At 72.5% G+C, this 15,140-nt stretch carries 8 protein-coding genes, 2 tRNA genes and 1 pseudogene; 5 read left to right on the top strand and 6 right to left on the bottom strand.

Annotated features, from left to right (window positions below; genetic code table 11):
• Positions 1-48: 48 nt before the first annotated feature.
• The gene (locus AMIS_RS12980) at positions 49-1,089 is read left to right on the top strand and encodes a LacI family DNA-binding transcriptional regulator (RefSeq protein WP_014442745.1); all 1,041 of its coding nucleotides are present in this window, start codon (positions 49-51) and stop codon (positions 1,087-1,089) included.
• Between the two features lie 199 nt (positions 1,090-1,288).
• Positions 1,289-3,574: a trypsin-like serine protease gene (locus AMIS_RS40495; protein WP_172666586.1), complete on the top strand. Its 2,286-nt coding sequence runs from the start codon at positions 1,289-1,291 to the stop codon at positions 3,572-3,574.
• 43 nt (positions 3,575-3,617) lie between these two features.
• On the opposite strand, the gene AMIS_RS40490 is transcribed toward AMIS_RS40495, so the two are convergent.
• Positions 3,618-7,979, bottom strand: a complete 4,362-nt coding sequence (locus AMIS_RS40490) for a polymorphic toxin-type HINT domain-containing protein (RefSeq protein ID WP_051041953.1) — start codon at positions 7,977-7,979, stop codon at positions 3,618-3,620.
• A gap of 110 nt (positions 7,980-8,089) precedes the next feature.
• The gene (locus tag AMIS_RS43655) at positions 8,090-11,647 is read right to left on the bottom strand and encodes a glycoside hydrolase family 9 protein (RefSeq protein ID WP_197538009.1); all 3,558 of its coding nucleotides are present in this window, start codon (positions 11,645-11,647) and stop codon (positions 8,090-8,092) included.
• Between the two features lie 308 nt (positions 11,648-11,955).
• Between AMIS_RS43655 and AMIS_RS42615 the strand changes: the two are divergent.
• Positions 11,956-12,141, top strand: a pseudogene (locus AMIS_RS42615) (type I methionyl aminopeptidase); the annotation flags it as partial.
• Between the two features lie 48 nt (positions 12,142-12,189).
• On the top strand, positions 12,190-12,585 hold the full coding sequence (locus AMIS_RS12955) for a winged helix-turn-helix transcriptional regulator (protein ID WP_014442741.1): 396 nt from the start codon (positions 12,190-12,192) through the stop codon (positions 12,583-12,585).
• On the opposite strand, the gene AMIS_RS12950 is transcribed toward AMIS_RS12955, so the two are convergent.
• The 4 genes from AMIS_RS12950 to AMIS_RS12935 form a co-directional block, all read right to left on the bottom strand.
• Positions 12,582-12,989, bottom strand: coding sequence for a RidA family protein (locus AMIS_RS12950; RefSeq protein ID WP_014442740.1), 408 nt, complete (start codon positions 12,987-12,989; stop codon positions 12,582-12,584). The two genes, AMIS_RS12955 and AMIS_RS12950, sit on opposite strands and share 4 nt — an antisense overlap.
• A 337-nt stretch (positions 12,990-13,326) precedes the next feature.
• Positions 13,327-13,401: transfer RNA gene (locus AMIS_RS12945), tRNA-Leu, on the bottom strand.
• 41 nt (positions 13,402-13,442) lie between these two features.
• Positions 13,443-13,515: transfer RNA gene (locus tag AMIS_RS12940), tRNA-Met, on the bottom strand.
• 182 nt (positions 13,516-13,697) lie between these two features.
• Positions 13,698-14,225, bottom strand: a complete 528-nt coding sequence (locus AMIS_RS12935) for a DUF488 domain-containing protein (protein ID WP_014442739.1) — start codon at positions 14,223-14,225, stop codon at positions 13,698-13,700.
• 163 nt (positions 14,226-14,388) lie between these two features.
• On the opposite strand from AMIS_RS12935, the gene AMIS_RS12930 reads away from it, so the two are divergent.
• Positions 14,389-14,997, top strand: coding sequence for a hypothetical protein (locus tag AMIS_RS12930; protein WP_014442738.1), 609 nt, complete (start codon positions 14,389-14,391; stop codon positions 14,995-14,997).
• The last annotated feature ends 143 nt before the right edge of the window (positions 14,998-15,140 follow it).

Here is a 15,140-nt window from a genome sequence, read left to right as displayed (position 1 = left end):
ACGTTGATCAGTACGCTCTACTGCACCCCTACCGAAGAAGGAGCCCCGGTGGACAAGCCCGTGCCCCGGCGCGTCACCATCGTCGACGTCGCGCGTCACGCCCAGGTGTCCACCACCGCCGTGTCGAAGGTGCTGCGCAACGCGTACGGCGCCAGCCCCGCTATGCGCAGCAAGGTGCAGCAGGCCATCGCCGAGCTCGGGTACCGTCCGTCCGCCGCGGCCCGAGGGTTGCGCGGGCAGACCTACACCATCGGGGTGATGCTCCCCGAGCTGCGCAACCTGTTCTTCGCCGACATCCTCGACGGCATCACCGCACAGCTCGGCGACAGCGACTACCAGGTGCTGCTCGCCCCCGGCTGCAACGGCGAGAAAGCCGAAGCGCGCGTGATCGACGCGATGATGGACCGCAGCATGGACGGCCTCGTGCTGATCGCCCCGGTCTCGGCGAAGAGCCGCCTCAACGAGGTCGCCCGCAGCGTCCCGACCGTGGTCGTCGGCCGGCACGGCGCCTCCCCCGCCTACGACACCGTCACCGACGACGACATCGCCGGCGCCGCTCTGGTCGTCGAGCACCTCGCCGGCCTCGGCCACCGCCGCATCGCCCACATCGAGCACCACGAGACCGACCGGGTCCGGCTCGCCGAGATGCCCAACGCCCAGCGCGCCCGCGGCTACCGCGACGCGATGATTCTCCACGGCCTCGAGGCGGAGATCGACATAGCCTCGACCAGCTACACCCAAACCGGCGGCTACCTCGGCGCCCAGCAACTGCTCGCTCGCCCGGTGCGGCCCACCGCCATCTTCGCGGGCGCCGACGTCGTCGCGCTCGGCGCGCTGGAAGCCATCGCGGAAGCCGGGTTGTCGGTGCCCGGCGACATCTCGGTGGCCGGTTACGACAACAGCGCCCTGGCCGCCTTCGGACCGATCTCGCTGACCAGCGTCGATCAGGACGGCCGGCAGATGGGCATCGACGCCGCCCGCCTGCTCGTCGAGCGCATCACCGACCGGGAACGCCGCACCGCCCAGGTGAAGCTGTCACCCACCCTGGTCGTCAGGCGAACCACCGCGGCTGCAGACGCGGAAGATTGACCGCGGCCATCTCAACGAACCGGACGATCCGGGCGCGGTCCGAAGCCTGCGCCGTATGGCGAACTGGCTCCTCTCACCGGCCCAGGTCATGGATCCGGCAGAACGACACCACACGGAGCGCTGAGCGGCAACCGGCATCCGATCACCTACGGTATCCATACATATGAAGACGTCTATTCGAGGATGCGGGGAGAACATGATGAGACGCCTCGTGACCGCGGCCGGCGCCGCGGTCCTCATCGCGGCTGCCGCGCCACCGGCGCCGGCCGCCGCGGTGACCGGTGGCACGGCGGTGACCAGTGGATACGGGTTCGTCGCCGAGATCCGGGCCGCGGACGGCACCCGCGGGTGCTCGGGCGCGCTGGTCGATCCGGAGTGGGTGGTGACCTCGGCCGACTGCGTGCCCGCCGACCTGCCGGCCACGTCGTTGCGGATCACCGTCGGGCGCACCGACCGGGCCGCGGCCGGCACCGGGCAGGTCCGGGCCGCGACCGAGACGGTCCGGCACCCGAGCCGGGGCATCGTGCTGGCGAAGCTGGCCACGCCGATCACCGACATCGCGCCGGTGCCGTTCGGGACGACCGCCCCGGTGGTCGGCGAGACGCTCACGGTGGCCGGCTACGGCCGTACCGGCACGGATTGGGTTCCCGACCAGCTGCATGTCGCCGATCTGCGGGTGCAGAGCGTCGCGACCGGACGGCTGGGCCTGACCGGCGCACCGGCCGCACTGTGCGCGGGCGACACCGGCGGGCCGGCGCTGCGGGTGACCGGCAACGCGGTCGCGCTGGTGGCCCTGCACTCCGCGTCGTGGCAGGGCGGCTGCCTGGAGACCGAGGCGACCGAGACCCGGAGCACGACCACCGAGACCCGGCTCGACGATGTGGCCGCCTGGGCGCGGGAGACGATCCGCGGCGGCGCGTTCGTCCGGCTGCCCACCAGCGGCCAGGTGCTCGACACCCGCAGCGGGCTCGGCGGCGGCCCGGCCGCACCGGCGGCGCGCAGCATCACCACGTTCCAGGTCGCCGGCGTGGCCGGGGTGCCGGCCGGCGGGGTGAGCGCGGTGCTGCTCGACCTGACCGCTATCTCGGCGACCGGCAACTACTTGACCGTCTTCCCCGAGGGCGGCACCCGGGACCCGGCGCTGTCGATGCTGAACACCTCGGAACAGACCCTGTCGAACACGGTGGTGGTGCCGTTGCCGGCCAGCGGGCGGCTGTCGGTGTACAACAACACCGGCGGGCACATGCTCGCGGACGTGCAGGGCTACTACGTCCGCGGCGCCGGCGCCGGATTCGTGCCGGTGGCGCCGACCTGGCTGGTGGACACCCGCAACGGCACCGGCGGCAGCACCGGCACGATCCCGGGCAACGGCAGCCGCACGTTCACGCTGACCGGCGGGGTCGTCCCGGTCGGTGCGACGGCGGTGTTCGCCGACGTCATCGCGGTCGGCGCCACCGGCCCCGGCTGGCTCGCCGCCGCGCCGCCGGGCGTCGCCGCCAACCGCAGTGTGATGGACTACGTGGCCGGCAACACCGCGCACGGGGTGGCGATCCAGCTCGGCAGCGACGGCCGGGTGACGATCACCAACCGGGGGTACGCGATCCACCTGGTGCTGACCGTCACCGGCTACTACGTTCCCGGCTCGGGAACCGCGGGGCTGCGGACGCTGACCGCCCGGCGGCTGCTCGACACCCGCATCTCCGGCACCGGGACCCCCGTGGCCGCGCAGGGCACCGCCGACATCTCCACCGGCTTGCCCGCCGGCGCGACAGCGGTGCTGAACCTGACCTCGGTCGCCAACACCCAGAGCGGCCACCTGCACGCCTGGCCGGTCGGTGGCGCCGAGCCGGCGCCGTCGTTCGCCAACTACGCCCCGCCCGGCTCCGGCGCCCGCTCCGCGCTGGCCACGGTTCCGGTCGGCACGGACGGGCGGATCAGGCTGCGCAACGTCAGCAGTGGCACCGCCCACCTGCTCGCCGATCTGCAGGGCTGGTACGCGCCGGGCGGCCCCGCTCCGTCCGGTGCCCCGGCCGGGCCGGTGGCAGCGGTGCCCGCGCCGAGCGGCGAGGCGCCGACCGAGACCAACGGCGGCACACTGGTGGAGGACTACCGCTATCCGGGCGCCGCCACGATCGAGGCCACGCAGCACATCTCGCTCGGCCGCGGCGACGGGCACATCCTGCTCGCCGACTGCGGCGCCGGAACACCAGCGGCGGATCTGATCGTCGTGGAGACCCACGACGCCGGCCTCGGCTTCCCGCGCTTCTGCTTCAAGGCCCGGGGTACGGCCGGAGTGCTCACCCTGGATCTGCCGAAGACGTTCCTGGTACGGGCCGACGCCGGCCGCGCGCTGGCGGCGACCAGCCGGTCAGCGACGGGAACCACGACGGTGACCGTGGGCGCCGGCCAGTACCGGGGTGTCGGCATCGGCGAGGAGGGCGGCGCCGAGTCGGCGCTCGTCGAGTTGCGCTACCCCCCGAGCTGAGCCGCAAGGGCTGGGCGCCCCGCGTCGCGCGGGGCGCCCAGCTTCACAGCGGAGGATCCAAGGGGTCCAGGAAACGCAGCCAGTCCCGTCTGGTGATGGTGACACCGTGGACCTCCACCTTGTCCGCGATGAGGTTCACCCAGTCGGGCTCGGGACCAAGGTAGATCTGTTTGTTGTCCTGGTAGAACCGGATCGAATCCCAGGACCGTTCCTTCTTCCACACGGCCTGTGCGATCCAGGACATCTCCCGTTCCGTCCCGCGTGCTTCATGCCGCAGCTTGGCGCCCATGAACGCCATCCAGAGGAACCGGTTCATAGCCGTGTTGTCGCCCGTGACCGCGGCGAATCCGTCCATGCGTACATGCAAGCGGACCGTTGGCGTCGCGATGTCGTTCATGACCGGGCCCACCCAGTCCTTGGCGTTCTTGTTCCCGGGGTTGTACTCCGGCTTGATGTAGTGCCGGTATCCCAGCTGGTTGGCCCAGTCCGCCAGCCCGCTCTGGCGGTAACCGAGCGCCACGTCACAGTCACTCTCGTTGTGGACGAGCAGCGGCACGCCACCGGCCGCCACATAGAAGGTGTGCGGGCCGGTGACCCTGAGGTTGTGCACCGTCGCGGCGGCGCGGTCGCGGTCCAGCGCGGTGATCTGCACCCAGGTGCCCGCGCTGGTCCGCAGCCACTGCCCGGTCTGGAGGTTCCCCGCGGTCACCCACCGGTCCGGTCCGGCCACCCAGAACGGATGATTCGCGGTGGCGGTGACCGTGCCGCCGTCCACGGCGATCTCGACCAGGTCCTTGTCGCCGGTCCCGGAGATCGTCCGGGTCACGGTCTGCGGACCGGAGACGCCGGTCAGCGGGTCGGTGGCCAGGACCCGGTCTCCCTCCCTGATCTGCCCGATCGGCCGGGTCCCGCCGCCGGCGAGCAGCACCGGCGTGTCCGGGGTGAAGCTGTTGCCGGTCAGGCAGCGGCGCAGTCCGAGCGTGTAGCGCCCGAGCAGCGCCTTGCCGGCCTGGTTGCTGACGGTGACCCGCTGGAAGATCGCCGGGATCCGCAGTCCGGACAGCGCCTTCATCTCGATCAGCGCGCGGGTGCTGGCGGTGACTCCGGCGGCGACGTTGACCAGCTGTGAGGTCAGCCAGAGGTCGACGAAGCCGCCGACGCCCATCAGCGCCTCGGCGCCGCCCATGATGGCCAGCACCGTGCCGCACAGTTCGCTGCAGGCGACGGCGGTCAGGAAGACGGCCAGCGCGGCGGCGGTGCCCACCGCGAAGCTGAGCATCGCCTGGCTGTAGAGCTGTGCGAAGTCCATCTGCCGGTTCAGCCCGAAGTTCGGGTTGAACGTGTCGTACATGCAGTTCTGGTGATAGACGCTGCCCGGTGCCGCCAGCAGGTGACACATCTCGGCGTTGACCATCGCCTGGCCGAGCTTGGCGCTGTCCGAGGTGGTCACGTGGTACTTGCAGTTCTTGTACGCCTCGGAGCCGGGGATGTTCTCCGCCTGGCAGATCAGCGCCTGACGGGCGTTCTCGGCACGACGCTCGTCCTCGGCCAGGCGCACCGCCGCGTCGTACGCCGTGTTGTAGGCGTCGATCGCCTCCTGGGCGGACTTGCCGGCCGCGATCGCGGACTTGCGCGCGGCGACCGCCGACTCGTAGGCCTGTTCCGCCCAGTACCCGGCGCGCCGGTAGGAGTCCTGGGCCCAGGCCGCCGATCGAGCCGCGCGGTTCGCCGCCGCGTTCGCCGTCGCGGCCGCCTGCGCCGCGGTCTTCGCCGAGGCCGCCGCCTTGTCCGCGGACTGCTGGGCCCGGTCGGCCGACGCGGTCGCCTGGGCCGCATAGGTGGCCGCCGCCTGCGCCGAGGCCTGCGCCTGGGACGCGTACCGGGCCGCCTCGGCGGCGCTGCCGCGCGCGGTCGCCGCCACCGCCTGCGCCTCCTGCGCCTGCTGGGTGGCGGTGGTGGCGGCTGTGTCCGCCTGAGTGAGCAGCGCCAGGATCTGCGCCTCGTGCGCGGCCGCCTCCTGGTCGGCCTGCCGCGCCTCGTACTGCCCCTGGTCGAGGAAGTGGCGCAGCGCGGCGGGGGTGTTCTCCAGCGCGATCTGCGCGGCCGTGCGTACCTCGGGTCCGCTGGCGTCGTCCTCCAGCAGCCGGGTGGTCCGCACCCGGTCGCCGACCGCGGCCAGGTCGAACTGCTCCACCGTCAGGAACCGGCGGCTGACCGGGGCCGTGCCGTCGGCCAGCACCTGCTGCGCACGCTCGGCCAGCACCGTGTTCCCGGCGTCCTGGGCGGCGGTGAGCACCCGGGTGACCGCCGTGCGGTCCTCCTGCGCCCGCTGCGGGTAGGTCTGGTCCCGCAGGAACGCCGCCACCTGCGCGTCCGTGCCGGCCAGCGCCGTCTCCGCGGCGGCGGCGAACGCCTCGCTGCCCTCCGCGGCCAGGCTGGCGACCATCACCCGGTCGTCCTGCGCGGCGGACCGGGCGATCCCGTCCCGGACGAACGCGAGCACCACGTCGTCGCTGCCGGCGAAAGCGTCGTACGCCGCCGTCGAGGTCCAGGTCCCCTGCGCCCGGGTGAGAGCGAGCGCGACCTTCCGGGCCGCCGGCACCGCCTCCGCCCGCGGGGTGGCCGGGTTGTTCGCGGTGGCGATCAGCGCGTCGACCTCGGCGCCGCGTTTCGCCGCCTCCTGGGTGTCGGCGGCGGCCTTCTGCTTATAACGGTCCAGCGAAGCCGTCGCCTCGGCGGCCGCCGCACGGCCCTCGGCCAGCGCCACCGCCAGGCGCTCGGCTTCCGCGGCCCGGGCCTGGTCATAGATCTGATGCGCCTCCTGGGCGGCGGTCACCGCCTGGTTCGCGGCGGTGGTCGCGGCGTTGGCGGCCGCGGTGGACCGCGCCGCGGCCTGGGCCGCCTCACCGGCGTGGTCGGCGGCCTCGTCGGCTGCCGCCGCGGCCGCGGTGGCAGCGGCGACCGCGCTCAACGCGGCGTCCCGGGACCGGTGCGCGGCATCCGCGGCCTGCCCGGCGAAGGTCGCCGACGCGGCGGCGGCCCGGTTGGCCCGGTTGGCGTTGGCCCGGGCCCGGTTGGCCGCGGCGACGGCCTGTGCCGTGTTCACGCCGGTTCGCTGGGCCAGCGCCGCCGCCTCGTCGGCCGCCTGCACCGCGAGGATCGCCTGCGCGCCGGCCGACCCGGCGGAGCGAGCGGCGGACTGCGCCTGCCGGGCCACGTCACCGGCTTTGCCGGCGGCGTCGGCCGCCTTCTTCGCGGTCTGCGCGGCGTTGCGGGCCGCCACGGCCGCATCGCGCGCCGCGCCGGCCTTCGTCGCGTCGGTGGCCGCGTTCGCCGCCGCCTGCTGGGCCCGCGACGCCGCCCGCTGGGTCATCGTGGCCGCCGACGCCGCCCGCGCAGCCGCGTTCGCCGCGACCTGGGCCGCCCGGATCGCCGCGTTCGCCGCCGTGATCGCCTCCCGGGCGGCCTTCGCGGCGTTCTCCGCCGCGTCGGCGGCCTGGCGCGCCGCGGCTGCCGCCTCGATCGCGTCGCTCTGGGCCCGCTGCGCGGCCGCCTTGGCGAACTCGGCCGCCTTCTTCGAGGCCTCGGCCGCCGCCTGGGCCCGCAGCGCCTGCTCCTGCGCGACAACCGTCTGGGCGGTGGCCTCCTCCGCCGCCGCGGCCGCGGCGCCGGCCAGGTCGGTGATCGCCTTCGTCTCCTGGTCACGGGCCGCGCCGATCGCCCATTCGACCTCGGTGAACCGGGCGTACGCGTCGATCGTGCCGGCCTGCAGCGCCCGCTGCGCGAGCCGCCGGACCTCCGGGCCGCCGGCCGTCAGGATCTGCGCGATCCGGACGCGCTGGTCCACCTCGTACGGCCGCTGCCAGCCGGACTCGATGAACGTGTTCAGCGCCTGCGGCGTACCGGCGGTGAGCGCCGCCTGCCCGGCCGCCTTCACCTGCGCTCCCCCGGCGTCCATCACCTGACTGACCCGGATCCGCTGGTCGACCGCCTCGGCCTGTTCCCAGCCGACCTCGACGAAATCGCCTATCGCGTCCGGGTCGGTGGAGGCGAGTGCCTGCTGGCCGGCCTGCCGGACGCTCGGCCCGCCCCCGGAGATCATCCGCGTGATCGCCAGCCGCTCATCGGTCGCCTGCCGTGGCTCCCACTCGGTGTCGACGAAGGCCGCCAGGTCCGCGTCGGTGCCGAGCAACGCCCGCTCGGCCGCCGCCTGCACCTCCGGGCCGCCGGACCGCCAGGCTGTCATCACCTGGGCCCGCAGGTCACCGGCCGCCGCGACGGAGGCCGGCGCGCGTCCCGGCGCACGGACGGGCGTGGCGGTGGCCGGCTGCGGCGCCACCGCCGACGCGACAAGCATCGTGGCCGCGGTGACGACGGCGAGCCCGCCCCTGAACGACAGTCCCACGTCGCGCTCCTCCCCCGGCCCCGCACACGAACGGCAGCCGCTGTCGATCGATGACACGCTGGTACTCGGTACGCGGGGCCCGCCGCCGGCGAGCGGCGGGCCCCGCGATCTCAGGTCCCGCTGATCAGCCAGGTGGCCAGGTCCGGGCTGAACGTGCCGGCCGGCAGATCCTCCAGCCGGCCGCAGTCGCCGTCGGAGTCGCCCGGCACCTTGATCCAGAGCAGGAACTCAGGGCCCGTCGTGCTCACCCGCGAGGTCACGCCGAGCTTGACGCCCTCCGGGTTGCACCAGTCACCGGCCGTGCCGCCGTTGGCGTTGCGGCTGGTGTCGACCACATAGGGCAACGCCCGCTGGCCGCGCGCCGCCAGGCCGGCGTTGACGGCGTCGGCGTACGCGGACGACTCGGCGGTGGTGAAGAAGTTCGACACGTTGACCGCGAAGCCGCGGGCGCCGGCGACCCCGGCCTGGACCAGCCGGGCCGCCATCGTGTCGGCGTCGACCCAGCTCGCGTTGCCGCCGTCGACGTAGGCCCAGGTCCGGCCGCTGAAGGCATTGATCGCGTACGCGATCAGACCGAACCGGGTCGTCCGCTCGGCCTCGGTCAGGCAGTCGATGAGCGCGACCGCGTCCGGTTCGACGATCACGATCGCGGTCCGCCCGGCCACCCCGGCGGCGAAATCGCTGATCCACTGCCGGTAGGCCGCGGGGCTGCCGGCGCCGCCACTGGACTCGCCGCCGCAGTCCCGGCCGGGGACGTTGTAGGCGACCAGGATCGGCACCTGCCCGGCCGCGGCGGCCCCGCTGACGTAGGCGTCGACCGCTGTCCGGATGTCCCCGCTCCAGTTGCCGAACCACGCCGCGCCGGCCTTGCCGGCCATCGCCGTGCGGATCGCGGCGGCCCGCGGGTCGCCCGGGTTGGCGTTCACCCACTGGGTCGGGTGGAACTGCGGGTCGGCGTAGAAGCCGTTGACCGCCGCCACCTGCGCCGGGGTGCCCGCGGTGTCGGCCAGCCAGTCGCCGACCAGGGGCCGGTCGGTGTCCTGGCCGTAACTGAAGGAGTGATCCGCAGTGCCGCTCGTGTTGGTGTCGCGCAGGTGCCACTGGTGCCCCGTGGGCCGGAACACGCCGACGGTGTCCTTGCCGTCGCCGTTCCAGTCACCGGCCAGCGGCTTGTCACCCGTGCTGCCGTAGACCACCACGGTCTCCGGCGCGGCCGTTCCGGTGAGCTGGTTGCGCAGCTTGAACTCGCGCGTCGACGGACGGTAGTAGCCCAGGCTGTCGTACCCGTCGCCGTCCCAGTCACCGACCAGGATGGTGTCGCCGGCGGAGCCGAACTTGACCCCGACCTCGGCGGCGCCGGAGGTGTTGTCGTACCGGATCCGCACGGTCTGGTCGCCGGGCCGCCACGTCGCCACCGAGTCGTCCCCGTCGCCGTCCCAGTCACCGACCAGCGGGATGTCGGAGGTGGTGGCCCAGGCGGCGGTGTAGAAGCGGTCCGGGTCGCCCACGGACAGCGAGTTCCGCAGCCAGAACTGCCGGGTCGACGGGCGCCAGTAACCGATGCCGTCGACGCCGTCACCGTCCCAGTCACCGGCCAGCGGCACGTCGCCGGGCGCGCCGACCACGAACCCCGGGATGTCGGAGGCGCCTCCCTCGAGCTTGTTACGCAGGTAGGCGGTGCTGTTCGACGGCCGGTACACGCCGATGGTGTCCCGCTTGATCACCGGCTCGGGCTCCGGCTCGGGGCCGGGCCCGGAACTGCCGGCGCCGAGCAGCGCGAACGCCAGCAGGCCGGTGGAGGTGAAGTCGATGGCCGGTTCGACACTCATCCACGCGTCCGCGTCGTCCATGAAACGGGCGCCGTTGCCGGTGAACGCCGCGTACGGGTCGGCGCCGCCGGCCGGGCACGGCGTGGTGTCGCCGGGTTCCAGCCCGTCGAAGACGGCCTCGCCGTTCGGCCCGTTCACGGCGGCGCCCGCCAGGATCGCTCCGGAGCCGGTCGTGCTGCCGCCGAGGTTCGCCACCTGGTGGTGCGGGCACTTCGCGAACGTGGTGCCGGCCCCGATGATCAGCGAGACGCCCCACGGATTGCCACCGAGCACCCAGCTCGCCTGGGCCTGGGCGAACTGCGCGTACCGGGCGGTGCCGGTGATCGCGTCGTACCGGGCCGCCTGGGCGATCAGGCCGAGCGCGTGCGAGGTGGCGTCGAACGTGGTGTAGTCGGCGGCGGCCCGGAACCGGTCCGCCTCCGCCCGGCTGACCGCCGCGTCGAGCTGCGCGCGCTGATCGGCCAGCAACTGGTCGGCGGTGACAGCCAGCCCGGTCGCGCCGGCCGCGGTGATCGCGGTGCTCAGGTCGGTCAGGGCGAGCCCGCTGACGTCGTAGAGGTTGAGCGTGTCCCGGGCGCCGGCGTCCAGGTAGGCCCGGGCCCAGGAAGCGCCCTGGGTGAGCCAGCCGCCGGCCCGCCCGTCGCCGAGAGCGCGGCCGGCCAGCGCCAGCTCGGTCGCGCCGAACGCCATGTCGTCCCGCCAGGTCGACTCGGGGTAGTACCCCTTCGGGAACGAGGTGACGAGCTCGCCGACGCCGGTGGTCTGCGCCTTCGCGTAGATGGCGGCGGCGGTGTCCAGGTCGGCGCGGGCCCGCGCCGGGTCGGTGGCCGCGTGGGTCTGCGCGGAGAGGGCGAACGCGGCGGCGACCCGTCCGGCCAGGTTCGGGCTCAGCGGCGCGCCCGGCGCGTTGGCGCGCAGTACGGGACGGTGCCGCAGGTAGTACTTGCCGGTTCCGGGCGGATCGGTGACCGCGTCGTCGGCCTGCGGCTGCCGCCACACCCAGTGGTCGCCGACGAAGTCGCCGTCACTGTTGCCGCCGCCGATGCCGACCTGGGCGTACAGGACTCCGGTGTCCTCGTCCCACATCTTGCCGAGCCACTGCATCGCGTGCTCGATCTCGGCGGCGCGCGCGGTGTCCGCGCTTCCGGAGCGCTGGGCCAGCAGCAGGGCGCCGGCCGCGTACGCGGTGGTGTGGGTGAATTTCAGGTAGTCGCCGGCGTCGAACCAGCCGCCGGCGACATCGACCGGGGGCACGCCGCTGATCGGCGTGAGGCCACCGTCGATGGTGTCGTCCCAGTCCTCGGTGCCGGCGTAGGCGGGCACCTGGTAGACCGTCGCCGACGCGTCGTCGAGGTGCGAGGGCCGGCGGCCGAGCAGGCCGGGGATGACGTCGGCGCCGTCGCGCTGGGTCTGGAAGAACTGCGTCATGGTGCCGGCGACCGGGGCGTACAGATCGGCCCGCGCGCGGACCGCGAACGACGGCGAGGTGGTGACGCCGGCGATCCGGATCGTGTAGGTGCCGGGGGTGGTCACCGCCGAGAAGTCGATCGGCAGCACGGCGGTGTACCCGCTGTTCCAGCCGCCGCGGCTGGCGCCGACCGTGCCGCTGCCCGCGGTGCTGCCGTCGGCGGCGATCACGGAGAAGGTCGCACCGGCCTGTGCGGTGGTGCCCATCAGGTAGGCGATCTTCGGCTGGTCGGCCGGGTAACCGACCTGGTTGAGGCGGATGTAGGACGTCACGGCAGCGGCGGCCGGTGTCGCGACGGCGCAGAGGCCGCCGGCGCTGAGCATCAGGGCGGTGGCGAGGGCGGTGGCGGATCGCGCCAGAAAGGATCTCATGCATGTCCATCTGTCGATGACCGAGGTCATCGGACGGTATCAAGAAAATCGACCACCTCGCGCTGCGCTTCCGATGTACGCGGGCCGGCGAAGTCCTCTACTTCGGACGACCGGGTGGCGACATGGTAGGCCTGAGCAAGGTTCGACTGCCCTCGAGGGCGATGATCGGGTTACTGCTGCCCGCGAGGTCGGTGCCGGCGATCGGCCTGGCAGGTGCGGCTCTCCGGAAAGCGGCGCGCACGAAGGCGGCAACGGCGGGCGACCGCGCGCCCTGGGGCCAGGCGACGGCTACCTCCTGCCGCCCCCGCATTGAGGCCACCGAGCAGGTGCTGGAAGCCGGCATCGCCGCCGCCCGGCCCGGTGGACGCCTGGGCGACACATCCCGAACGCCGTCCGCGCGGTTCGATCGGGATGGCTGGACGATCCGCTCGGCGCACGGCTCACGCACGGCGGCGGGTCCGCACGTCCTGACCCGCCGCCCCGGAGAACGCTGATCGGCGATACTCTCTGACGGTTACCAAGGAACCGAAGGAGAGCGCAGAATGGGAACCCGCAACGAGATCAGTGCGCTCCCTCCCGAAGCCGACCTGGCCCGAGCCGACTCGCTGGCACGGGAGATCTTCTCCGACGTGGCCAACAAGTGGGCTTTCCTGATCATCGAGTTCCTGGGCCAGGACACGCTGCGGTTCAGCGAGCTCCGCAACGAGATCGGTGGCATCAGCCACAAGATGCTCACCCAGAACCTGCGCATGCTGGAACGCAACGGGCTGGTGCGGCGCACCGTTCACCCCACCATCCCGCCACGCGTCGAATACACCCTCACCGAGGCCGGCGAGGGGTTGCGCCAGGTGGTCGACGGCATATGCGGCTGGACGCAGAAGCACCTCGAACACATCGAGGCGTCCCGCCGCCGGTTCCGCAACCCGGCCGACGGTTAGTCCAGAACGGCGACGGCTTCCAGTTCCACCAGGTGCTCCGGCACGTCCAGCGCCACGATGCCGAACAGCGAAGCCGGCGCCGCCGGAGTGATGCCCAGCTTCGCTGCCGCGCGGCTGATCCCGTCCAGCACCAGGGGCATCTGCTCGGGCCGCCAGTCGACGACGTGCATGGTCAGCTTCACCACATCAGCGAACGTGGCACCGGCGCCGGCCAGGGCCTTGCCCACGTTGAGATAGCACTGCTCGACCTGGGCCGCCAGGTCGCCCTCGCCGACCGGCGCGCCGTTCTCGTCCCAGGAGACCTGACCCGCGACGTGGACGAGCCTCGAGCCGGTCGCCACCGACACCTGCCGGTAGATCGGGATCTCGGGCAGCCCGTTCGGGTTGATCAGGGTTACGGCCATGATGGTGCCTCCGTGCTCTCTTTCGGTTACCAGGGAACCGTAAGAGATGAGAGCTGAGCAGGGAAGAACGCACTTTTAAGTGACCGGGTAACCAGGAGGTAACCTTCCTGGTCACCGTCGGAACGCGGGTCCGCACCAGGTCCGCGTGGAGTCGGAACCGGCTGCACGCGAGGCCTCCTCGGCGTGGCTGCGGAAAGGCTCCGCTGCGCGAACGCGACGAGCCGGATTACGAGGCCATGGCCGGAATCGAACCGGAGTGCCCGCAGGACCCGCTCAGCAGGCGGGCGGCCCCACCCGCGATCAAGCGAACTCCCTACGCCGGCATGAACCCACGTCGTACCCGTGGCGCGATTCGAACGCGCACTACTCCCGCCCTGAACGGGATGCCTCCTGCCAATTGGGCTACACGGGCCTTTCTCGTACGCCGAACGGAACCAATTTCCGAAAACTTCGTGCCGAAGGACGGGCTCGAACCGTCTACCTCGCCGTCATGAGCGGCGCGCTCTACCCGGTGAGCTACTCCGGCATGGGCTTCGAACCTGCAACCTTCGGATTTGGAGGCCGCTGCGCTACCGGATTGCGCCACACCCCCCGATGAGCCGGCGCCCGGGCAGAAAACCTTGCCTGCCTCGGGGTCGAGCCAGGCCTGCTCGCAGTGCCACCTTGTCGCGGCTGGCCGGTTTCCGGTCAGGCCCACGCTCGCAAGGCTCAGACGCGGTCGTAGTAGAGCAGGCCGTCGGTCGACAACCGGGCACCCTCGGCGAGCGAGTGCTCGGTCAGTCTGCCGTTGTGCAGTAGGTGGACGACGGCGCGTCCGCGCGCGCTGGTCACGAAGTCGGCGATCAGCCGGCGGTGACAACGCCACCACAGGCTCTCGCTGCACATGATCGCCGTTACATCGGTGTCCAGGTCGTCGAGCAGGTCGGTGACGGCATCGGCGAACTCCGGGCTCCGCATGTGGCTTGCGTAAGCACGGAACGATGGGACCTGCCACCACAGATCCGGGGACGACTCGGGTAGGCGTCGCCGGCCGCCCAGACGTTCGTCCCAGCGGTAGGCGATGCCGGCTTCCGGCAGCCAGTCCCGCATCGCTTCACGCTTGACGTGTGGATGCGCCCGGCTCCCGGGGTAGCGCCGGACATCCACCAGACGAGCGACCCCGGCACCGCGCAGCAGGGCCGTTAGTTCAGTTTGCCCTGCTGCACCGTGTCCGACAGTGATCAGCGCACGCGTCATAGTCAGTAAATACCACCCGAATCCACCGGGCCTGCGACGGCATCGGCCGGGTCCTGGCAGTCCACCGCCACCGCCGCACACCACGAAAACGTATCTATGTTCTTGACTGCGTTCGCCCTGATCGCCAAAATTTAACAAACTTTACTGAAGTGGAGGCCTTCCCATGCGGGCACGAACTCTTCTCGCCGGCTTGATCACCGGCGTGCTGCTGGCTCCCGGCGCCGCGCACGCCACGGGCCCCGGCCTCCGCGAGTGCGCCACCCCGTCGATCGACCGCCTGCAGCAGTGGCTGGCCAGCGGCGAGGGCACCACCGTGCCGGCCAACGGCAGCCTGCTCGTCCCGCTCCGCGGCGGACACCACGGCAAGCCCCGGTACGCCGCCCAGGTGGCATTCGTCAACGCCGAGTGGCACGTCGTCGTGGTGTGGCTCGGGAACCGGTTCGAGGCGCAGGCCGACCTGACGCGGTCGGCCGGGTTCCGACTCACCTACAGCGCCACCGAAGACCTGTGGGTACAGCTGCGGCCGGCATCGCACTGGAGTGGCGGCGCTCAGTGGGCCACCACGATTCCGTCGACCGGCGGACGGCTGGTGACCAGGTTCTTCAGCTTCCGCCCGCAGGCCTGGGCAGCCGTGCCCGAGTTGGGCGTTCCGGCGCACACCTTCGCCTCGGCACTGAGCGAGGCGCGCGGCCTCGTCTTCGTGGGCAAGACGGCCAACGAGATCGAGTTCCGGGGCCTGCGGTTCGACCGCTATGTGCCACCCTGCGTCTGACCCACCGGCCCCTCTCGCTGCTGGCGGGAGGGGATGCCGGGTGGCCGACGCCGGAGGTGTTTGCGCGGGCACCGTCGATCCGGAGCCCTCCGCGGCCAACGGTCACTCCTCCGGGGGCGCCTGTTGCGGCAAGACTTGCTCGT

Origin of the sequence: Actinoplanes missouriensis 431 (assembly GCF_000284295.1) — a bacterium.
Classification (GTDB): Bacteria; Actinomycetota; Actinomycetes; order Mycobacteriales; family Micromonosporaceae; genus Actinoplanes; species Actinoplanes missouriensis.
This window is presented reverse-complemented; position numbering and strand designations above follow the sequence as displayed.